This is a genomic window from Citrobacter sp. ANG330 (genome assembly GCF_047467925.1).
Lineage (GTDB): Bacteria > Pseudomonadota > Gammaproteobacteria > Enterobacterales > Enterobacteriaceae > Citrobacter_A > Citrobacter_A amalonaticus_G.
On sequence record NZ_JASJUI010000001.1, the window covers coordinates 492,239 to 512,797 of the forward strand.

Annotated in this window: 25 protein-coding genes; 19 read left to right on the forward strand and 6 right to left on the reverse strand. The window is 55.1% G+C overall.

The window, feature by feature from the left end:
* Positions 1-43 precede the first annotated feature (43 nt).
* Positions 44-1,531 carry an alpha-amylase gene (gene amyA, locus QNN88_RS02495; protein WP_414238825.1) on the forward strand — a complete coding sequence of 496 codons (1,488 nt, stop codon included), beginning with the start codon at positions 44-46 and terminating at the stop codon, positions 1,529-1,531.
* A 39-nt stretch (positions 1,532-1,570) separates the two neighbouring features.
* On the opposite strand, the gene yedD is transcribed toward amyA, so the two are convergent.
* Entirely contained in the window at positions 1,571-1,984 is a 414-nt protein-coding gene (gene yedD, locus QNN88_RS02500; protein ID WP_043000294.1) for a lipoprotein YedD, read from the reverse strand.
* 185 nt (positions 1,985-2,169) lie between these two features.
* On the opposite strand from yedD, the gene yedE reads away from it, so the two are divergent.
* Both yedE and yedF read left to right on the forward strand, forming a co-directional pair.
* Positions 2,170-3,375, forward strand: a complete 1,206-nt coding sequence (gene yedE / locus QNN88_RS02505; protein WP_414238826.1) for a selenium metabolism membrane protein YedE/FdhT — start codon at positions 2,170-2,172, stop codon at positions 3,373-3,375.
* Positions 3,372-3,605, forward strand: coding sequence for a sulfurtransferase-like selenium metabolism protein YedF (gene yedF, locus QNN88_RS02510; RefSeq protein WP_414238827.1), 234 nt, complete (start codon positions 3,372-3,374; stop codon positions 3,603-3,605). The genes yedE and yedF overlap by 4 nt, the downstream gene beginning before the upstream one ends.
* A gap of 91 nt (positions 3,606-3,696) precedes the next feature.
* Here the strand turns inward: yedF and fliE are convergent, their stop codons facing one another.
* Positions 3,697-4,011, reverse strand: coding sequence for a flagellar hook-basal body complex protein FliE (gene fliE, locus QNN88_RS02515; RefSeq protein ID WP_414238828.1), 315 nt, complete (start codon positions 4,009-4,011; stop codon positions 3,697-3,699).
* A 216-nt stretch (positions 4,012-4,227) separates the two neighbouring features.
* Between fliE and fliF the strand changes: the two genes are divergently transcribed.
* From fliF to rcsA, 14 genes are all read left to right on the forward strand, one after another.
* Positions 4,228-5,922, forward strand: coding sequence for a flagellar basal-body MS-ring/collar protein FliF (gene fliF / locus QNN88_RS02520; protein WP_414238829.1), 1,695 nt, complete (start codon positions 4,228-4,230; stop codon positions 5,920-5,922).
* The gene (fliG, locus tag QNN88_RS02525) at positions 5,915-6,913 is read left to right on the forward strand and encodes a flagellar motor switch protein FliG (protein ID WP_152403965.1); all 999 of its coding nucleotides are present in this window, start codon (positions 5,915-5,917) and stop codon (positions 6,911-6,913) included. The genes fliF and fliG overlap by 8 nt, the downstream gene beginning before the upstream one ends.
* Complete coding sequence (gene fliH / locus QNN88_RS02530; protein ID WP_414238830.1) at positions 6,906-7,610, forward strand: flagellar assembly protein FliH; 705 nt, start codon at positions 6,906-6,908, stop codon at positions 7,608-7,610. The genes fliG and fliH overlap by 8 nt, the downstream gene beginning before the upstream one ends.
* The gene (fliI, locus tag QNN88_RS02535; RefSeq protein ID WP_414238831.1) at positions 7,610-8,980 is read left to right on the forward strand and encodes a flagellar protein export ATPase FliI; all 1,371 of its coding nucleotides are present in this window, start codon (positions 7,610-7,612) and stop codon (positions 8,978-8,980) included. The genes fliH and fliI overlap by 1 nt, the downstream gene beginning before the upstream one ends.
* A 21-nt stretch (positions 8,981-9,001) precedes the next feature.
* Complete coding sequence (gene fliJ, locus QNN88_RS02540; protein ID WP_414238832.1) at positions 9,002-9,445, forward strand: flagellar export protein FliJ; 444 nt, start codon at positions 9,002-9,004, stop codon at positions 9,443-9,445.
* Positions 9,442-10,641 (forward strand): flagellar hook length control protein FliK, encoded by a 1,200-nt coding sequence (gene fliK, locus QNN88_RS02545; RefSeq protein ID WP_414238833.1) that lies wholly within the window; start codon positions 9,442-9,444, stop codon positions 10,639-10,641. Before fliJ ends, fliK begins: the two co-directional genes overlap by 4 nt.
* 104 nt (positions 10,642-10,745) lie before the next feature.
* Entirely contained in the window at positions 10,746-11,210 is a 465-nt protein-coding gene (gene fliL / locus QNN88_RS02550; protein ID WP_414238834.1) for a flagellar basal body-associated protein FliL, read from the forward strand.
* A gap of 4 nt (positions 11,211-11,214) precedes the next feature.
* Complete coding sequence (gene fliM / locus QNN88_RS02555) at positions 11,215-12,219, forward strand: flagellar motor switch protein FliM (RefSeq protein ID WP_206163263.1); 1,005 nt, start codon at positions 11,215-11,217, stop codon at positions 12,217-12,219.
* A complete protein-coding gene (gene fliN, locus QNN88_RS02560; protein ID WP_042318274.1) occupies positions 12,216-12,629 on the forward strand; it encodes a flagellar motor switch protein FliN in 414 nt (137 codons plus the stop codon). Before fliM ends, fliN begins: the two co-directional genes overlap by 4 nt.
* The gene (gene fliO, locus QNN88_RS02565) at positions 12,629-13,006 is read left to right on the forward strand and encodes a flagellar biosynthetic protein FliO (protein ID WP_414239340.1); all 378 of its coding nucleotides are present in this window, start codon (positions 12,629-12,631) and stop codon (positions 13,004-13,006) included. Before fliN ends, fliO begins: the two co-directional genes overlap by 1 nt.
* Positions 13,006-13,743 (forward strand): flagellar type III secretion system pore protein FliP, encoded by a 738-nt coding sequence (gene fliP / locus QNN88_RS02570; protein ID WP_414238835.1) that lies wholly within the window; start codon positions 13,006-13,008, stop codon positions 13,741-13,743. Before fliO ends, fliP begins: the two co-directional genes overlap by 1 nt.
* A gap of 9 nt (positions 13,744-13,752) precedes the next feature.
* Positions 13,753-14,022: a flagellar biosynthesis protein FliQ gene (gene fliQ / locus QNN88_RS02575; RefSeq protein WP_044257593.1), complete on the forward strand. Its 270-nt coding sequence runs from the start codon at positions 13,753-13,755 to the stop codon at positions 14,020-14,022.
* An 8-nt stretch (positions 14,023-14,030) separates the two neighbouring features.
* Positions 14,031-14,825, forward strand: coding sequence for a flagellar biosynthetic protein FliR (gene fliR / locus QNN88_RS02580; protein ID WP_414238836.1), 795 nt, complete (start codon positions 14,031-14,033; stop codon positions 14,823-14,825).
* Positions 14,826-15,106: 281 nt separating this feature from the next.
* A complete protein-coding gene (gene rcsA, locus QNN88_RS02585; RefSeq protein WP_414238837.1) occupies positions 15,107-15,730 on the forward strand; it encodes a transcriptional regulator RcsA in 624 nt (207 codons plus the stop codon).
* 54 nt (positions 15,731-15,784) lie between these two features.
* Here rcsA and dsrB read toward each other — a convergent pair whose 3' ends face one another.
* Positions 15,785-15,973 carry a protein DsrB gene (gene dsrB / locus QNN88_RS02590; RefSeq protein ID WP_042318262.1) on the reverse strand — a complete coding sequence of 63 codons (189 nt, stop codon included), beginning with the start codon at positions 15,971-15,973 and terminating at the stop codon, positions 15,785-15,787.
* A 129-nt stretch (positions 15,974-16,102) separates the two neighbouring features.
* On the opposite strand from dsrB, the gene yodD reads away from it, so the two are divergent.
* On the forward strand, positions 16,103-16,330 hold the full coding sequence (gene yodD, locus QNN88_RS02595) for a YodD family peroxide/acid resistance protein (RefSeq protein ID WP_414238838.1): 228 nt from the start codon (positions 16,103-16,105) through the stop codon (positions 16,328-16,330).
* Between the two features lie 303 nt (positions 16,331-16,633).
* Positions 16,634-17,449: a mannosyl-3-phosphoglycerate phosphatase-related protein gene (locus tag QNN88_RS02600; protein ID WP_414238839.1), complete on the forward strand. Its 816-nt coding sequence runs from the start codon at positions 16,634-16,636 to the stop codon at positions 17,447-17,449.
* On the opposite strand, the gene dgcQ is transcribed toward QNN88_RS02600, so the two are convergent.
* From dgcQ to QNN88_RS02615, 3 genes are all read right to left on the reverse strand, one after another.
* Positions 17,446-19,140, reverse strand: coding sequence for a cellulose biosynthesis regulator diguanylate cyclase DgcQ (gene dgcQ, locus QNN88_RS02605; RefSeq protein WP_414238840.1), 1,695 nt, complete (start codon positions 19,138-19,140; stop codon positions 17,446-17,448). The two genes, QNN88_RS02600 and dgcQ, sit on opposite strands and share 4 nt — an antisense overlap.
* Positions 19,141-19,264: 124 nt before the next feature.
* Positions 19,265-19,447 (reverse strand): YodC family protein, encoded by a 183-nt coding sequence (locus QNN88_RS02610; RefSeq protein WP_414238841.1) that lies wholly within the window; start codon positions 19,445-19,447, stop codon positions 19,265-19,267.
* 75 nt (positions 19,448-19,522) lie between these two features.
* The gene (locus QNN88_RS02615) at positions 19,523-20,440 is read right to left on the reverse strand and encodes a DUF808 family protein (protein ID WP_414239341.1); all 918 of its coding nucleotides are present in this window, start codon (positions 20,438-20,440) and stop codon (positions 19,523-19,525) included.
* Positions 20,441-20,559: the final 119 nt, after the last annotated feature.

The following is a 20,559-nucleotide window of genomic DNA, read 5'->3' on the forward strand; positions in this document are numbered from 1 at the left end:
CCATACTCCAGAGGTCGTTTACCTGACTTCTGGAGCACGGAAGATGAAAAACCCCACGTTACTGCAGTTCTTCCACTGGTATTACCCTGAAGGCGGCAAACTCTGGCAGGAAGTGACAGAGCGCGCGGACAGCCTCAATGATATCGGTATCAACATGGTCTGGCTGCCGCCTGCCTATAAAGGCGCATCTGGCGGTTATTCCGTCGGCTATGACTCTTACGATCTGTTTGATCTCGGCGAGTTTGACCAAAAGGGTTCCGTCGCTACCAAATATGGTGACAAAGCACAGTTGCTGACGGCCATCGACGCACTGAAGAAAAACGATATCGCGGTGCTGCTCGACGTCGTCGTTAATCACAAAATGGGGGCAGACGAAAAAGAGGCCATCCGCGTACAGCGGGTTAACGAAGACGATCGTACGCAGATTGCCGATGAGATCATCGAATGCGAAGGCTGGACGCGTTACACCTTTCCGGCGCGAGGCGGTCAGTACTCGCAGTTTATCTGGGATTTCAAATGTTTTAGCGGCATCGACCACATCGAAAACCCTGACGAAGACGGCATCTTTAAAATCGTCAACGACTATACCGGCGAGGGCTGGAACGACCAGGTCGATGATGAAATGGGCAATTTCGATTACCTGATGGGTGAAAACATTGACTTTCGTAATCACGCCGTCACCGAGGAGATTAAATACTGGGCGCGCTGGGTGATGGAACAAACGCAGTGTGACGGCTTTCGCCTGGATGCGGTCAAGCACATTCCGGCCTGGTTCTATAAAGAGTGGATCGAGCATGTTCAGGAGGTGGCGCCGAAGCCGCTGTTTATCGTCGCCGAATACTGGTCGCACGAAGTGGATAAGCTGCAAACCTATATCGACCAGGTGGAAGGCAAAACGATGCTGTTCGACGCCCCGCTACAGCTCAATTTTCATGAAGCATCGCGTCAGGGACGTGACTACGACATGAGCCAGATCTTCAGCGGTACGCTGGTAGAAGCCGATCCGTTTCACGCCGTGACGCTGGTTGCTAATCACGACACTCAGCCGTTACAGGCGCTGGAAGCCCCCGTTGAAGCATGGTTCAAACCGCTGGCCTACGCGCTCATCCTGCTGCGGGAAAATGGCGTACCGTCGATATTCTATCCCGATCTCTATGGCGCGCATTATGAGGATACCGGAGGCGACGGGGAAACCTATACCATCGACATGCCGATCATTGAACAACTCGATTTACTCATTCTTGCCCGTCAGCGTTTCGCCCACGGCATTCAGACGCTCTGGTTTGATCATCCCAATTGCATCGCTTTCAGCCGCAGCGGAACGGACGACGATCCCGGTTGCGTGGTGGTGCTATCCAATGGCGACGACGGCGAAAAAACGCTTACGCTGGGTGAAAATTACGGCAATAAAACCTGGCGAGACTATCTGGGAAACCGCGAGGAAAGCGTCATCACTGACGAAAATGGCGAGGCCACGTTTTACTGCAATGGCGGCAGCGTCAGCGTATGGGTCATTGAAGAGGTGATCTGATGAAGCGCCCCGACAGAGAGGACTGTCGGGGGCAGCTCATTACGGTAATGGCGTTGGCAGCGGGGATTTCTCCAGCGCGGCGGCACATTCCACCGTTGGGCGATCCACGCGTTGCAGGGTCATCCCGTCATATTCCAGGGTATTCCCTTCCCGCTCGATCTCGTAGAGTTCGCGTTTGACCGTCACGTTGGTTAAGTCACCGGACAGCATGGTCAGCTTACCCGGTAGCGCAATCACCCTCTGCCACTGGCGACAATCGAGAGTATCCCCCTCTTTGGTCACCACCAGGCTGGCGATCGCTTCCGGACTCACCAGTTTGCGCTGCGGTCCGTTCGTCTGCCAGTACCCTTCCAGCCCGGCGGGCGCAGGCGTTTTGACCACGTCATTGTAATTTTCCACTTCGGCGCATCCTGCTAGCATCAGTAACGCCCCGACGATTGCACATTTTTTCATCATTCATCCTGCATGCGAAGAAAAGAGGATTGTGGCATTAAAGCCCTGCTGCCGCCAGCCTTTCGCGGTGCCAGCAGAACTTTGATCCAGTCGGGATTACAGCTTAATAGTACCAGGCAAAATGACCGCCGTGGTGTACTATCCGCTTTCTTGTTTCACACCTTCTGAGTTCAGAGGCAAAACACATGTCATGGCAACACTTCAAACAAGCCTGGTTAATTAAATTCTGGGCGCCCATCCCTGCGGTCATCGCGGCGGGTATTCTCTCTACTTACTATTTTGGCATCACCGGCACCTTCTGGGCCGTCACGGGTGAATTTACCCGTTGGGGCGGACAAATCCTGCAACTGTTTGGCGTCCATGCGGAAGAATGGGGCTACTACAAGCTGATCCACCTGGAAGGCACCCCGCTCACGCGCATCGACGGGATGATGATCCTCGGTATGTTCGGCGGCTGCTTCGCGGCAGCGTTGTGGGCCAATAACGTCAAACTACGCATGCCGCGCAGTCGCATCCGCATCATGCAGGCGGTGCTGGGTGGGATCATCGCCGGGTTCGGCGCGCGTATGGCGATGGGCTGCAATCTGGCGGCATTCTTTACCGGTATTCCTCAGTTCTCTCTGCACGCCTGGTTCTTTGCCGTGGCTACCGCCATCGGCTCCTGGTTTGGCGCCCGCTTCACTCTGCTGCCGATATTCCGCATTCCGGTCAAAATGCAGAAAGTCTCCGCTGCGTCGCCGTTGACGCAGAAGCCGGATCAGGCGCGCCGTCGTTTCCGCCTCGGCATGCTGGTGTTTATCGGCATGATCGGCTGGGCGCTACTGACCGCCATGAACCAGCCGAAGCTGGGCCTGGCGATGCTGTTTGGCGTTGGTTTTGGCCTGCTGATCGAACGCGCGCAAATCTGCTTCACCTCCGCCTTCCGCGATCTGTGGATCACCGGGCGCACCCACATGGCAAAGGCGATCATCTTCGGGATGGGCGTCAGCGCAATCGGTATTTTCAGCTACGTACAATTGGGTGTGGAAGCCAAAATCATGTGGGCCGGCCCGAACGCGGTGATCGGCGGGTTGCTGTTTGGTTTTGGTATCGTGCTGGCGGGCGGGTGTGAAACCGGCTGGATGTACCGTGCGGTGGAAGGCCAGGTCCACTACTGGTGGGTGGGTCTTGGTAACGTCATCGGCTCAACGATTCTGGCCTATTACTGGGATGACTTCGCCCCTGCGCTGGCCACCAACTGGGATAAAATTAACCTGCTCAACACCTTCGGTCCGCTCGGCGGCCTGCTGGTGACCTATCTGCTGTTGTTTGCCGCCCTGATGTTCATCATCGGCTGGGAAAAACGTTTCTTCCGTCGTGCTGGGCTGACCCCCGCTAAGGAATCCGCATGAAAAATATCGTTCCCCATTATCGCCTGGATATGGTCGGCGAGCCCTGCCCTTACCCGGCTGTGGCAACGCTGGAAGCGATGCCGCAACTGAAGAAAGGAGAAATTCTGGAAGTGGTCAGCGATTGTCCGCAGTCGATCAATAACATTCCGCTGGATGCGCGCAACCACGGTTACACCGTGCTCGATATTCAGCAGGATGGACCGACGATCCGTTATTTGATTCAGAAGTAACGGTTTGCCGGATGGCATCGACACCTTATTCGGTCTACAGGATGTGTGAATTGTAGGCCGGATAAGCGCCAGCGCCATCCGGCACTCAAACCTACACCTGCATCGACATCACTTCCTGATAGGCCGACACCAGTTTGTTGCGCACCTGGATGCCCATTTGCATAGAGACTGAGGCTTTTTGCATATCGGTCATCACATCATTAAGCGCAATTCCCGGTTCACCCAGTGTGAATTTTTCCGCCTGTATGCGGGCAGCGGTTTGCGTATCGCTGATGCGGTCCAGCGCCGCGTGCAATTGACCGGCAAAACTCACGGTCGGTTGCGGCAGCGCCTCCTGCGCCCTGGCGCTCATCGCCGTCGCCTGGAGCTGGCTGATAACCCCTTCAATCCCCTGTATCGCTGACATGATAATCCTCTGGATGGTTTTCTACGCAGCAGAGATTACCAGTTTGTCAATAAGATAAAGGCGTTAAATAACGATAAAAAACCCCGGTTTTTACCGCATAGAAAAAAACGAAACCGCAAATAATGAGACCGTCAATTTTTCGATTTTGCTGACCCGGGAGTGAGTCTTGTTCCACTTTGCATATAAAGCCGTCCACGAACAGTCACGAGGTGCGAGATGAACGCGACTGCATCGGCTGCAACCCCATCTAAACCTCTCGAGTGGCTTAATCGCCTGCGTGCGAATCCCAAAATTCCTCTGATTATGGCGGGCTCTGCGGCCGTCGCCATTATTGTGGCGATGGTGCTGTGGGCCAAAGCGCCTGATTATCGTACGTTATTCAGCAATTTATCCGATCAGGATGGCGGCGCGATCGTCACTCAACTGACCCAGATGAATATTCCGTACCGCTTCTCGGAAGGCAGCGGCGCGATTGAAGTTCCGGCAGAAAAAGTCCATGAACTGCGTCTGCGTCTGGCGCAACAGGGGCTGCCGAAAGGCGGCGCGGTAGGTTTTGAACTGTTGGATCAGGAAAAGTTCGGCATCAGCCAGTTTAGCGAGCAGGTAAACTACCAGCGTGCGCTGGAAGGTGAACTTGCGCGCACCATCGAAACCCTTGGCCCGGTCAAGCGCGCCCGCGTACATCTGGCAATGCCCAAGCCGTCTTTGTTCGTGCGTGAACAGAAATCCCCTTCAGCCTCGGTGACCGTTAATCTGGAACCGGGACGTGCGCTGGATGAAGGTCAAATCACAGCGGTTGTACATCTGGTTTCCAGCGCGGTAGCCGGTCTGCCGCCGGGCAATGTGACGCTGGTCGATCAGGCCGGTCATCTGCTCACCCAGTCAAACACCAGCAGTCGCGATCTGAATGACGCGCAGTTGAAATACGCCAGCGACGTGGAAGGCCGTATCCAGCGCCGCATCGAATCGATCCTGTCACCGATTGTCGGTAACGGGAATGTCCACGCGCAGGTCACCGCGCAGCTGGATTTCGCCAATAAAGAGCAGACAGAAGAACAGTATCGGCCAAACGGCGATGCATCTCAGGCCGTGCTGCGTTCGCGTCAACTGAATGAAAGCGAGCAGATTGGCTCGGGTCTGCCAGGTGGCGTGCCGGGCGCGTTGTCCAACCAACCTGCACCTGCGAACACGGCGCCCATCACCACACCGCCGGCGAATCAGCAAAATGCGCAGAATGCGCAAAACGGACAGAACGCCCAGCAACAGACGGCCACCAGCGCCAGTGCCGGTCCGCGCAATACCCAGCGCAACGAGACCAGCAACTATGAAGTTGATCGCACCATTCGCCACACAAAAATGAACGTTGGCGACGTACAGCGACTCTCCGTCGCCGTGGTCGTGAACTACAAAACGTTACCGGATGGCAAACCGCTGCCGCTCACTGCCGATCAAATGAAGCAGATTGAAGATCTGACCCGCGAGGCAATGGGCTTCTCGGACAAGCGCGGTGACACCCTGAACGTGGTCAACTCCCCGTTCACCGCCACTGATGACAACGCAGGTGAACTGCCGTTCTGGAAACAGCCGCTGTTTATCGAACAGTTAATCGCAGCCGGTCGCTGGTTGCTGGTGCTGTTGGTGGCGTGGATCCTGTGGCGTAAGGCGATTCGTCCGCAACTGACGCGTCGCGCTGAAGAAGCGAAAGCTCAGCAGGAACGCGAGCAGATCCGTCAGGAGACCGAAGAAGCCGTTGAGGTTCGCCTGAGTAAAGATGAACAGACTCAGCAGCGTCGGGCAAATCAGCGTCTGGGCGCAGAAGTGATGAGCCAGCGCATTCGCGAAATGTCAGATAACGATCCGCGCGTGGTAGCGCTGGTCATTCGCCAGTGGATGAATAACGATCATGAGTAATGCTCTTTCCGGTACCGATAAAAGCGTCATCCTGCTGATGACTATTGGCGAAGATCGTGCGGCGGAGGTGTTCAAACACCTCTCCCAGCGCGAAGTGCAGACCCTGAGCGCGGCGATGGCGAACGTCCGCCAGATCTCCAACAAACAGCTGACCGACGTGCTGGCGGAGTTTGAGCAGGAAGCCGAGCAGTTCGCCGCCCTGAACATTAATGCCAACGAATATCTGCGTTCGGTACTGGTGAAGGCGCTGGGCGAAGAGCGGGCCTCCAGCCTGCTGGAAGATATTCTTGAAACCCGTGATACCGCCAGCGGCATTGAAACGCTCAACTTTATGGAGCCGCAAAGCGCCGCCGACCTTATCCGCGACGAACACCCGCAGATTATCGCCACCATCCTCGTGCACCTCAAACGCGGTCAGGCGGCGGATATTCTGGCGCTGTTCGACGAGCGTCTGCGTCACGATGTCATGCTGCGTATCGCCACCTTCGGCGGCGTACAGCCTGCCGCGCTGGCGGAACTGACCGAAGTGCTCAACGGCCTGCTCGATGGTCAGAACCTCAAGCGCAGCAAAATGGGCGGCGTGAGAACGGCGGCAGAAATTATCAACCTGATGAAAACACAGCAGGAAGAAGCGGTTATCAGCGCCGTGCGCGAATTCGATGGCGAGCTGGCGCAAAAAATTATCGACGAGATGTTCCTGTTCGAAAACCTGGTGGATGTGGACGATCGCAGCATCCAGCGTTTGCTGCAGGAAGTGGATTCCGAGTCGCTGTTGATCGCCCTGAAAGGCGCGGAACAGCCGCTGCGCGAGAAGTTCCTGCGCAATATGTCGCAACGTGCGGCAGATATCCTGCGCGACGACCTCGCCAACCGTGGCCCGGTGCGTTTGTCGCAGGTGGAAAACGAACAGAAGGCCATTCTGTTGATTGTGCGTCGTCTGGCCGAGACCGGCGAGATGATGATTGGTAGCGGCGAGGATACCTATGTCTAACGAGCTGCCGTGGAAAATCTGGACCCCGGACGATCTCGCGCCGCCGCTGGCTGAGTTTGTGCCCATGGCGCACAACGATGACCCCGTGTCTGAAGAGGACGAACCCGAAATCAGCGCGGAACAACAGCTTGAGCAGCAGTTAGCCCAGTTGAAAATTCAGGCTCACGAGCAAGGTTACAATGCGGGCCTCGCGGAAGGACGCAAAGCCGGTCACGAGCAGGGTTATCAGGAAGGGCTGGCGCAAGGGCTGGAACAGGGCCAGGCGCAGGCTCGCTCCCAGCAGGCCCCGCTTCATGCGCGGATGCAACAACTGGTCAGCGAATTCCAGCACACGCTGGACGCGCTGGATAGCGTGATCGCCTCGCGCCTGATGCAAATGGCGCTGGAAGCGGCTCGTCAGGTGATTGGTCAGACGCCCGCGGTGGACAATTCCGCCTTGATTAAGCAGATCCAGCAGCTCTTACAGCAGGAACCCTTGTTCAGTGGCAAACCGCAACTGCGCGTCCATCCGGATGATTTACAGCGTGTCGAAGAGATGCTTGGCGCCACCCTTAGCCTGCACGGCTGGCGCTTGCGTGGCGATCCGACCCTGCATCACGGCGGCTGCAAAGTCTCTGCGGATGAAGGCGACCTCGACGCCAGCGTGGCGACCCGCTGGCAAGAACTGTGTCGTCTGGCCGCGCCGGGAGTAATCTGATGACCTCACGCCTGACCCGCTGGTTGACGACGCTGGATAACTTCGAAGCCAAAATGGTGCAGCTTCCTGCGGTTCGCCGCTATGGGCGACTGACCCGCGCCACCGGTCTGGTGCTCGAGGCCACGGGTCTGCAGTTGCCGCTCGGCGCCACCTGCGTGATTGAACGTCAGGAAGGTACGGAAACCCGCGAAGTGGAAAGTGAAGTCGTGGGCTTTAACGGTCAGCGTCTGTTTTTGATGCCGCTGGAAGAGGTGGAAGGCATTCTGCCCGGCGCACGCGTCTACGCCAAAAATATCGCTGGCGAAGGGCTGCAAAGCAGTAAGCAGCTACCGCTGGGTCCAGCCCTCTTAGGCCGTGTACTCGACGGCAGCGGCAAACCGCTCGACGGCCTGCCCTCCCCTGATACCACGGAAACCGGCGCGCTGATTACCCAGCCGTTTAACCCGTTGCAGCGTACGCCGATTGAGCATGTGCTGGATACTGGCGTGCGCCCGATCAACGCCCTGTTAACCGTGGGTCGCGGCCAGCGTATGGGGCTGTTCGCCGGTTCCGGCGTCGGGAAAAGCGTGCTGCTCGGCATGATGGCGCGCTATACCCGCGCCGATGTGATCGTCGTCGGACTGATTGGCGAACGTGGCCGCGAAGTGAAGGATTTCATCGAGAACATTCTCGGTGCCGACGGACGCGCGCGTTCGGTCGTGATCGCCGCCCCGGCGGACGTCTCGCCCTTACTGCGCATGCAGGGTGCCGCTTATGCCACCCGCATCGCCGAAGATTTCCGCGATCGCGGTCAGCACGTGCTGCTGATCATGGATTCCCTGACCCGTTATGCGATGGCCCAGCGAGAGATCGCGCTGGCGATCGGTGAACCACCGGCCACCAAAGGCTATCCGCCGTCGGTGTTCGCCAAGCTTCCGGCGCTGGTTGAACGCGCGGGTAACGGGATCCACGGCGGCGGCTCCATTACCGCCTTTTACACGGTACTGACCGAAGGCGACGATCAGCAGGACCCGATTGCCGACTCGGCGCGAGCCATTCTCGACGGTCACATTGTACTCTCGCGACGTCTGGCGGAAGCCGGGCATTACCCTGCTATCGACATCGAAGCGTCTATCAGTCGTGCGATGACGGCGCTGATTACGGAACAACACTACGCCAAAGTGCGTCACTTTAAGCAGTTGCTGTCGAGCTTCCAGCGCAACCGCGATCTCGTCAGCGTCGGCGCTTATGCCAAAGGCAGCGATCCGATGCTCGATAAAGCTATCGCGCTGTGGCCACAACTGGAGGCGTTTTTGCAGCAAGGTATTTTCGAACGCGCTGACTGGGAGGATTCTCTGTCGGCGCTCGATCTGATTTTCCCGACGGTGTGATGAAGCAGGAGGGTAACGGTCATGGCTGAACAGGGTGCACTGGCAACACTGAAAGATCTCGCCGAAAAAGAGGTAGATGACGCTGCGCTGCTGTTAGGTGAAATGCGCCGCGGTTTTCAACAGGCCGAAGAACAGCTCACGATGCTGCTCGACTACCAGAATGAATACCGCAATAACCTCAACAGCGATATGAGCGAGGGGATTGCCAGCAATCGCTGGATTAACTACCAGCAGTTTATTCAGACCCTGGAAAAAGCGGTAGAACAGCATCGCCAGCAGTTAACGCAGTGGACGCAAAAGGTGGATGTGGCGCTGAACAGCTGGCGTGAAAAAAAACAACGGCTTCAGGCCTGGCAGACTTTACAAGACAGACAGAACGCGGCGGCCTTACTGGCTGAAAACCGCCTGGATCAGAAAAAAATGGATGAATTTGCTCAGCGTGCAGCAATGAGGAAACCCGAATGATCACCTTGCCACAACAGGTCACCACTGACATGGACCTTATCACCGGCTTGCCGTCCGGGAAATCTGCGGATTCAAGCGGCGATTTTCTCGCGCTTCTGGCTGGCGCACTGGGCGCAGGCGACGCGCCGGGCAAAGACGCCCCGCTGACCCTCGCCGATTTGCAGGCCGCCAGCAGCAAGCTGCAAAAAGGGCTGCTGACGCAGGATGGCGAAACATCACAGGCCGTGAAGCTGGCCGACTTGCTTGCCGCCAAAGACGTGCAATCTGACGAGATGCTAAAAGGCCTGAGCGATGCGCAGACTCTGCTGTCCACGCTGACCCCTACGCAGAAGAACAGTGCGCTGGCGGCTCTGCGCCAGTCCGCGCAAGCGGAGAAAGACAGCTCTGCACTCAGCGATGACGATCTCGCCAGCCTGAGCGCCCTTTTCGCGGTGCTGCCGGGTCAACCGGGAATGACGACACCGTCGGTCACCACCGGAGAAAAAGTGAGTGCGCTGAGCACCGATCCCCGTTCGCTCGCGCAGGACGCGACCCGTCCTTTGACCCGTGACGAGGCGAAAAAAAGTAAAACGGACAATGCCACGCCGGTGATCGCTGCGGAAAGCGCTAAAGGTCAGCCAGTCACTACGCCTGTTGTCGCTACTGCTGCCGCCAACGCGGAAATAGACAGTACGCCTTCACCTGTGACGCCAGGCATCGCGATGACCACAACCACACATTCCGCCTCACAGCCGCTGCCCACCAGCGCCGCACCGGTTCTGAGTGCACCATTGGGTAGCCATGAGTGGCAGCAATCCCTGAGCCAGCACATCACGCTGTTTACCCGTCAGGGTCAACAGAGCGCGGAACTGCGTCTGCATCCGGAGGATCTCGGTCAGGTGCAGATCTCGCTCAAGCTTGATGATAACCAGGCGCAACTGCAGATGGTCTCAGCCCATAGCCACGTTCGTGCGGCGCTGGAAGCCGCCTTGCCGACGCTGCGCACCCAACTGGCGGAAAGCGGCATTCAACTGGGACAAAGCAGTATCAGCAGCGAAAGTTTCGCCGGCCAGCAGCACTCCTCTTCCCAACAGCAGCAGACGGCTCGCATGCAGGGACAGGATCGGCTCATGGCCGACGATGAGAGTGAACTGGTGGTTCCCGCTTCGCTCCAGTCCGCCGCACGCGGTAACGGCGCCGTCGATATCTTCGCCTAACGCCAGAGGTAGCACGATTATCCGCGTCTTTTCCACGCTTTGCCGTGGTCAGGACACGGGATAATCAGCCGATAAGCTGTACCGAAACAGGAAGCCCGTATCAGATGACTGATTCCGCGATAAGCAAAAAGAGCAAACGCTCAATTTGGATCCCGCTGCTGGTAATCATTACCCTTGCCGCCTGCGCAACCGCAGGCTATAGCTACTGGCGTATGCAGCAGCATCCCACTCCGGTGGCCAATGAGCCACCACCGCCGCCTGCGCCGGTGTTCTTCGCCCTGGATACGTTTACCGTCAATCTGGGCGATGCGGATCGCGTACTCTATATCGGCGTGACGCTGCGTCTGAAGGATGAAGCCACGCGCACGCGCCTGAATGAATATTTGCCAGAAGTCCGTAGCCGTCTGCTGCTGCTGTTCTCTCGTCAGGACGCCAACGCACTGTCTACCGAAGACGGTAAGCAAAAATTGATCGCGGCGATTAAAGAGACGCTTTCCCCTCCGCTCGTTGCCGGACAACCTAAGCAGGACGTGACCGACGTGCTGTATACAGCTTTCATTCTGCGGTAAAGACATGGGCGACAGTATTCTCTCTCAGGCTGAAATCGATGCGCTGTTGAATGGCGACAGCGAAACGAAAGACGAGCCGACTCCGGGTATCGCGGGCGAAAGCGAAATTCGCCCGTACGACCCCAATACCCAGCGTCGCGTAGTGCGCGAGCGTCTGCAGGCGCTGGAGATTATCAACGAGCGTTTTGCCCGTCAGTTCCGGATGGGGCTGTTTAACCTGCTGCGTCGTAGTCCGGATATCACCGTAGGTGCGATCCGCATTCAGCCGTATCACGAGTTTGCCCGTAACCTGCCGGTACCGACCAACCTGAACCTGATCCACCTGAAGCCGCTACGCGGTACGGGTCTGGTGGTGTTCTCACCGAGCCTGGTGTTTATCGCCGTCGACAACTTGTTTGGCGGCGACGGGCGCTTCCCGACAAAAGTGGAAGGCCGCGAGTTTACCCACACTGAACAGCGTGTGATCAACCGCATGCTGAAACTGGCGCTGGAAGGCTATAGCGACGCGTGGAAGGCGATCAATCCGCTGGAAGTGGAGTACGTGCGCTCTGAAATGCAGGTGAAGTTTACCAATATCACCACGTCGCCGAACGATATCGTGGTCAACACGCCTTTCCACGTCGAGATTGGCAACCTGACCGGTGAGTTCAACATCTGTTTGCCGTTCAGCATGATTGAACCGCTGCGCGAACTGCTCGTGAACCCACCGCTGGAAAACTCCCGCAATGAAGATCAGAACTGGCGCGACAATCTGGTGCGTCAGGTTCAACATTCCGAACTGGAGCTGGTGGCGAACTTTGCCGATATTCCGCTGCGCCTTTCTCAGATATTAAAACTGCAACCCGGCGATGTGCTGCCGATAGAAAAACCAGACCGCATTATTGCTCATGTGGACGGCGTGCCTGTACTGACCAGCCAATACGGCACGGTTAACGGCCAGTATGCGTTACGCGTGGAACATTTGATTAACCCGATTTTGAATTCGCTGAATGAGGAACAGCCCAAATGAGTGACATGAATAATCCGTCTGATGAGAACACTGGCGCATTGGACGATCTGTGGGCTGACGCGTTGAACGAGCAAAAAACCACGACCAGCAAAAGTGCTGCCGATGCCGTTTTCCAGCAGCTTGGTGGTGGCGATGTCAGCGGCACGCTGCAGGATATCGACCTGATCATGGATATTCCGGTCAAGCTGACCGTTGAATTGGGCCGCACGCGGATGACCATTAAAGAGCTGTTACGTCTGACGCAGGGTTCCGTGGTAGCGCTGGACGGCCTGGCGGGGGAACCGCTGGATATCCTGATCAACGGCTATCTTATTGCGCAGGGTGAAGTGGTGGTCGTGGCCGATAAATACGGGGTACGCATTACCGACATCATTACCCCGTCCGAGCGTATGCGTCGTCTGAGTCGTTAATCATGAAAACCCAGACCACCGTTCAACAGCCATCTGCCGTTCCGGGATCGCCTCTGATGCAGGTCAGCGGCGCGCTGTTGGGGATCATTCTGTTGATTCTGGCGGCGGCCTGGATAATTAAACGTCTGGGTTTCGCGCCGAAAGGAAGTCATGCACGCGGACTGAACGTCTCTGCCAGTACCTCGCTGGGGCCGCGTGAACGCGTGGTGATTGTTGACGTTGAAGATGCGCGGCTGGTGCTTGGCGTCACCGCGTCAAACATTAATGTCCTGCATACCCTCCCACCCGCCTCTGTGGTGCCAGAAGAGACGCCGCCTGCTCCTGCCGATTTTCAGGACATGATGAAGCGTTTGCTTAAGCGTTCCGGGAGATCCTGATGCGCCGTTTGTTATCCCTTACGCTGACCGGTTTATGGCTTATCAGCCCCGCCGCGCTGGCGCAACTTCCCGGCCTGGTGAGCCAACCGCTGCCCGGCGGCGGACAGAGCTGGTCGCTTCCCGTACAGACGCTGGTCTTCATCACCTCGCTGACCTTTATTCCGGCCATTTTGCTGATGATGACCAGTTTTACCCGCATCATCATTGTCTTCGGCCTGCTGCGTAACGCGCTTGGCACGCCATCCGCGCCGCCAAACCAGGTGCTGCTGGGGCTGGCGTTGTTTCTGACCTTTTTCATTATGTCACCGGTCATCGACAAGATTTATGCCGAGGCGTATCAGCCGTTCAGCGAAGAAAAAATCTCAATGCAGGAAGCGCTGGAAAAAGGTGCGCAACCGCTGCGTGAATTTATGTTACGCCAGACCCGCGAAGCCGATCTGGCCCTGTTCGCCCGTCTGGCAAACAGCGGCCCGCTTCAGGGGCCCGAAGCGGTACCGATGCGCATTCTGCTGCCCGCCTATGTCACCAGCGAGCTGAAAACCGCGTTCCAGATAGGTTTTACGATTTTCATCCCGTTCCTGATTATTGACCTGGTGATCGCCAGCGTACTGATGGCGCTGGGGATGATGATGGTTCCCCCGGCAACGATTGCGCTACCGTTTAAACTCATGCTGTTTGTGTTGGTTGATGGCTGGCAACTGCTGGTGGGTTCACTTGCGCAAAGTTTTTACAGTTAGAGGCGAGAAATGACACCCGAATCGGTCATGATGATTGGCACTGAGGCCATGAAAGTTGCTCTCGCCCTTGCCGCTCCCCTGCTGCTGGTTGCGCTGGTGACGGGGCTTATCATCAGTATTTTGCAGGCCGCTACCCAGATTAACGAAATGACGCTGTCGTTTATCCCGAAAATCGTGGCGGTGTTTACGGCGATTATCGTGGCCGGGCCGTGGATGCTGAATTTGCTGCTGGATTACGTGCGCACGCTGTTTACCAATCTGCCGTATATCATCGGATAAGACGACAGATGTTACAGGTCACCAGCGATCAATGGCTTCAGTGGCTGGGCCTCTATTTCTGGCCGCTGTTGCGCGTACTGGCGCTGATCTCCACCGCCCCAATACTCAGTGAACGCACAGTCCCGAAACGGGTAAAACTGGGGCTGGGGGTCATGATCACTTTTGTCATCGCCCCTTCCCTGCCGCCTGCTGATGTGCCGATATTTTCGTTTAACGCGTTATGGCTGGCGATGCAGCAAATCCTGATCGGCATCGCGCTGGGCTTTACCATGCAGTTTGCTTTTGCGGCAGTGCGTACGGCGGGTGAGATTATCGGTCTGCAGATGGGCCTCTCCTTCGCCACATTTGTCGATCCGGCCAGCCACCTGAATATGCCGGTGCTCGCCCGAATTATTGATATGCTGGCGATGCTGCTGTTCCTGACCTTTGACGGCCATTTGTGGTTGATTTCGCTGCTGGTCGACACCTTCCACACCCTGCCTGTTGGCGGCAATCCAGTGAACAGCAATGCGTTCCTGGCGTTAGCCAGAGCGGGAAGTCTTATCTTTCTCAATGGACTGATGCTGGCGCTGCCGGTTATCACAATGCTGTTGACGCTCAATCTGGCACTAGGATTATTGAATCGTATGGCTCCCCAGCTATCGGTATTTGTTATTGGTTTCCCGTTAACGTTGACCGTCGGCATATCGTTAATTGCGGCATTAATGCCGTTAATTGCTCCTTTCTGCGAACATTTATTTAGCGAAATTTTCAATTTATTAGCTGATATTGTTAGTGAATTACCCGTTAATAATAATCCATAATATTTATCCAGTCTTTCTAAGGATTATCCTAAATTCAAACATGGCGAACATCTACCAGGATAACGCTCACCTGCTTTATATGTTTTTATCTCACTCACATAACGCAACATTTACTTTACTTTAAGACAAATCCAGGCAAATTATACGTAACTTTACGGGATAGTTAGTCCGCCTGAAAAACCGCAAACGCGTCTCATTAGGTGAAGCATTCGGTTCCGTTTAGTTGTGATGAGATATTCAGGTAAGGGGAATTATCGTTACGCATTGAGTGAGGGTAAGCCATGTCAACGATTATTATGGATTTATGCAGTTACACCCGGCTAGGTTTGACCGGGTATCTGGTAAGCAGAGGGGTGAAAAAAAGGGAAATCAACGACATCGAAACCGTTGACGAACTCGACATCGCTTGTGACACACACCAACCTTCTGTGGTGTTTATTAATGAAGACTGTTTTATCCATGATCCAGCCAACAGTCAGCATATAAAGCACATCATTAATCAGCATCCCAATACGTTATTTATTGTTTTTATGGCTATTGCCAATGTTCATTTTGATGAATATCTGTTAGTCAGAAAAAACTTATTGATAAGTTCAAAATCAATAAAGCCAGAATCACTGGACGATCTCCTTGGCGATATTCTGAAAAAAGAAACGGACACCGCCGGGGTAATAAATTTACCGACGTTATCATTAAGTCGTACTGAGTCCAGCATGCTACGCATGTGGATGGAAGGTCAGGGGACAATTCAGATTTCAGATCAAATGAATATCAAGGCAAAAACGGTCTCGTCCCATAAGGGGAATATAAAACGAAAGATAAAGACGCATAACAAACAGGTTATCTATCATGTCGTCAGACTGACCGATAACGTGACCAACGGCATCTTTGTGAATATGCGATGAGACGTCCCGACTGGTGGATGTCCCACCAGCCGGGTTCACATCGGCCATCGCACCCTATTCTGCCTTCTCCACAAAGATACCATCCTGATGCCCTGACTCGTTAAAGAACCAGATGCCGAGCGGGTAGTCTTCCAGCGAAACCAGGTACATTGTGCCTTCACTAAACTCTTCCACTGCCAGTACCACGCCAGGGCGACGAGAACCGCCGTCCGTTTTGACTGTGACCCGATCATTCACCTTCATCATTATCCTCCTGTGGCTTTGTGCCAGTGTAGAACAAAATCCGCTGCCTGGCAGCGTCTGACCTGCTTGATTGCGGGTTTTCTCAACGGTCTATACTTAGTCTGTGGCACGGTTAATGACGAGGTTGAAATGAAGACCGCGAAAGAGTACAGCGATACCGCTAAACGTGAAGTCAGCGTCGACGTTGACGCGTTGCTGGCGGCGATTAATGAAATCAGCGAAAGCGAGATTCATCGCAGCGGAAACGACCCTGACAAAGTCAGCGTGGATGGTCGTGAGTACCATACATGGCATGAATTGGCTGAGGCGTTTGAGCTGGACATCCATGATTTTAGCGTGACGGAGATTAATCGCTGACGGCAGCGAAAAAAATCCCGACCCTGGCGGGTCGGGATGAAACTTGCTTATGCAAGAAGCACTTGAAAATTCGTTACACCAGGAAATCTGATGTACGCTAAACCTTATCCGCAATTTTTTTGTATGACAAGCAAATATTTTTTTGACGAATGATTAATGCCGTTAATTAATCCTGTCAGGCGTTCAGCGGGACAGGCTATCTGCGCTCGCGAGCGCGGAATCGATCCCATTCCCGTTGGCTGACTACTTGATGGGTTTTAGGATTTTTCTGGGACTGAATGTTTTACCTTATGGGATTCCACCATGCTTTCACTCAATGATTCATTGCTGATTTTTACCGATCTGGATGGCACGCTGTTGGACAGCCATACCTATGACTGGCAACCTGCGGCGTCCTGGCTGATGCGTCTGCGGGAGAAAAATATTCCGGTGATCCTGTGCAGCAGCAAAACCGCTGCCGAAATGCTGCAAATCCAGAAGTCGCTCGGTTTACAGGGATTGCCGCTGATTGCGGAGAATGGTGCCGTGGTTGAACTGGATAGCCATTGGCAGACGCATCCCGACTTTCCCCGCCAGATCAATGGAGTATCGCATGATGAAATTAGCGCAGTGCTGAACAAACTGCGCAATAAAACGGGCTTTAAATTTACTGCCTTTGATGATGTCGATGAGACCACGATCGCCGAATGGACGGGCCTGAGCCACGCGCAGGCCACCCTGACACGCCTGCATGAAGCTTCCGTCACGCTGATATGGCGCGACAGTGACGAGCGCATGGAAGCGTTCGCCCAACAGCTAAACGACCTGGGTTTACAGTTTGTTCAGGGCGCGAGATTCTGGCACGTCCTGGATGCCAGCTCCGGAAAAGATCAGGCGGCAAACTGGCTGATAGCGCAGTATCAGCGACAGTGGAAACGACGTCCGGTTACCGTCGGGCTGGGTGATGGCCCGAATGACGCGCCACTGCTGGAGGCGATGGATTACGCCGTTATCGTGAAAGGGTTAAGTCGCGAAGGGGTGATGTTACGCCCCGATGCTGCGCCGCAGGTTTATCGCACGCAGCATGAAGGGCCAGAGGGCTGGGATGAAGGCATGAGCCATTTTTTCGCCACGCCTTAGCCTTTATCCGTAACACAGACCCGGTTACGGCCTGCCTGTTTTGCCAGATAAAGCCGGCGGTCCGCCAGTGACTGGAGTTGCTCAAAATCGTAGTCTCCGGTTTCCTGGGTGCTACTCACGCCCAGTGAGGCGCTAATCCACAACGTGGCGCTTTTCGCCACCAGAATCTCTTTCTCATTCAACCGCAGGCGGATACGTTCGGCTATCTGCTCCGCCTGCGCCAGAGAGGTTTCCGGCAGAACCACACAGAACTCCTCCCCACCCACGCGACCAGCAACATCATAAGCGCGCAATGTACCGCTGATTAAGCCTGCGGCATGCGTCAGCACCCGATCCCCGGCCTGATGACCAAAGCGGTCGTTAATGCTTTTAAAATGGTCCAGATCGATCTGAATAACCGACAGCGGTTGCTTTTGCGTTCGACAACGCTGGGTCAGCTGTTTGGCTTTTTCAAACAGCGCGCCGCGGTTATATAAGCGGGTCAGCGTATCGTGCCAGGCCTGCCACTGGAGTGAACTCTGCAACACAAACATATTGCTAACCATATGGCGGATGACCACCCAGGAGATGATCAGCATGGCGGTGAACAGCGCCCACAGCAGCGCCAGCGCTATGCTGATGCTACCAAAATCACCGTGTAACCCTTCGCTTAAGGAATGTACCCGTACCAGTACGCCATCGAAATGATCCAGCCGTTCCCAGCTAACGTAACGGCTTCCCATACGCAAGCCGCCTACCGTATCCTGCTCGATATCATGCGCAAGCATCGCCAGTTCGCGCTCATCAAAGGTATTCGCGTTTCTCAGTTCCGGCGTGGAACCCGCCAGCAGCGCCAGTTTATTGTCGTAGAGCTGATACTCCCCTTCCAGGTCCTTATCGATAGCTTCATCCATAAAGTGTTCTACCGCAGAAACGGGGATGGTCATCGCCAGCACACCGAGCCAGTAATGGTCGTTATCCAGCGGGACGCTAACGGTCACGCGTTGCTGATCGTCGCGGAGTTCGGGTGACAGCGTGGTGAACCAGCGTACGCCGCGCATCCGGTTTTTTCGCTGCGACTGTTCGGTAAACCAGGGTTGAATCACGTAGTCGTAATAGCGAGTGGTAATGTCGCTGGACAATGGTGCCGAGAGCGTGGAGACGTAAAACCCGGCTCGCGAAACGTACATTATCTGTTGTGACAGAGAGGTTCGCCTGTGCGCCAGGCGCATCAAATACCCGACCTCCAGCGCTGCGGACAGTTCGTTATCCAGCGATTCGTTGTCACGCGAGAGAATCAACGTCTGGTTCACGAACGCGTCCGAAACCCCACTCAACGTCAAGGTTCTGTGCTTATCGAGTTCTAGTTGCCATACGCGCGAATGACGTAGTTGCTCAAACTGGCTGACCGCCTCTTTTAAGGCAGAAAACGCCAGAGGGGTGACAAGCGCCTCATGCATTCCGTTACGCAGGAAAAGTAATTTATCAACATTGAATTGCAGCTGTTTATCCAGAGCGTTGGCGACATTTTCCAGATGGTTGCGCTGGCTGGAGATATAGGCGTCTTCCAGGACAACCACTTCACGCCAGGTCAGCAGGGTCGAAAAGAACATGACTATCAGAAAGCAGAGATTCACGACGTGGCCAGGGCCGAGTCGCCGCGCCAACATTTTCAGCCAGCCCCAGTTTTCCATCGTTGCTTCGTGCGGCACTCTGACCACTCCCTACACGCTATTACTTTCCTAATCCTGGCATAATTCAGTGCGTTACGTATTGTTGCCATCACGTATTTTTGAATTTAAGAAAACGCCCGACTGTAAGTCGGGCGTTCAGGCATCAGGCTTCTTCACACGGTTGCCTGGCATCAACGGTAACAAGTTCATTCTCATGGAATGCTTCTCGCTTGACGCCAAACCCATCATACCACCGACACTCCACCATACCGCTGGAATAGCCAGTGACAATCATGCGCGGACCGCCCTCTTTCACAGTCACTTCCTCACAGACCGAAAAAACCATGTTACCTCCTGTATACAGTGAACGTTTTCACCTTAGTCGAGGATGTCTGGTTTTGCCTCATTCAGGGGATGACTTTTAGTGCGCAACCCCACGCACTCTGGAGACGGCCTTCACCAACAGCACGACAATCGCGCCAATGATAAAGCCCAGCACCAGATTCAGTAGCGTCGGCAGAATCAATGCCACCACGGCACTTTGCTGCTGAGCAAACGCCTCAATGGCATGATGTAACGGCGCAACGCCGTGCACCACAATCCCGCCGCCCACAAGGAACATCGCCAGCGTGCCAACCACCGACAGTGATTTCATCAGCCATGGCGCGACAACCAGCAATCCTTTCCCTAAGGCCTTCGCCAGCACGCTGGTTTTGTCTGCCAGCCAGTACCCCATGTCATCAAGCTTAACGATGAGCCCGACCAGTCCATACACGCCTATCGTGACCACCAGCGCAATTCCTGACAGGACCAGCACCTGGTTGAGCAACGGTGCCTCGGCCACAATCCCCAGCGTGATCGCCACTATCTCTGCCGAAAGAATAAAATCGGTTCGCACTGCGCCTTTGATTTTATCCTTTTCAAACGCCAGCGGGTCCTGAGCCGCCAGCGCTTCCAACCGCCGTTGTCGCTCAGCCGGATCTACTTTGTGTTTTCGCGATTCGAGGGTGTGCAGGACTTTCTCTACGCCTTCAAAACAGAGAAAAGCGCCGCCAATCATTAACAGCGGTGTGATAGCCCAGGGAATAAAGGCACTGATGAGCAGCGCCAGCGGCACCAGGATCACTTTGTTAACGAGCGAGCCTTTCGCAACGCTCCAGACCACGGGCAACTCACGATTCGCTCTTACCCCCGTGACCTGCTGCGCGTTAAGCGACAGGTCATCCCCCAATACGCCAGCCGTTTTCTTCGCGGCCAGTTTCCCCATCATCGAGATGTCATCCAACAACGTGGCGATATCATCCAGCAAGGTCAGTAAGCTACTTCCTGCCAAAATTATTCCCTCATTTTTTTCTTATTGAAGCGTTAAGTATGGAGTAAAACACACGAAGCTGAAACCGGCGTTATTCGTCAACATTTTTCTAACAAGAGAGATGAATTATATTACTCGCCAGCCCG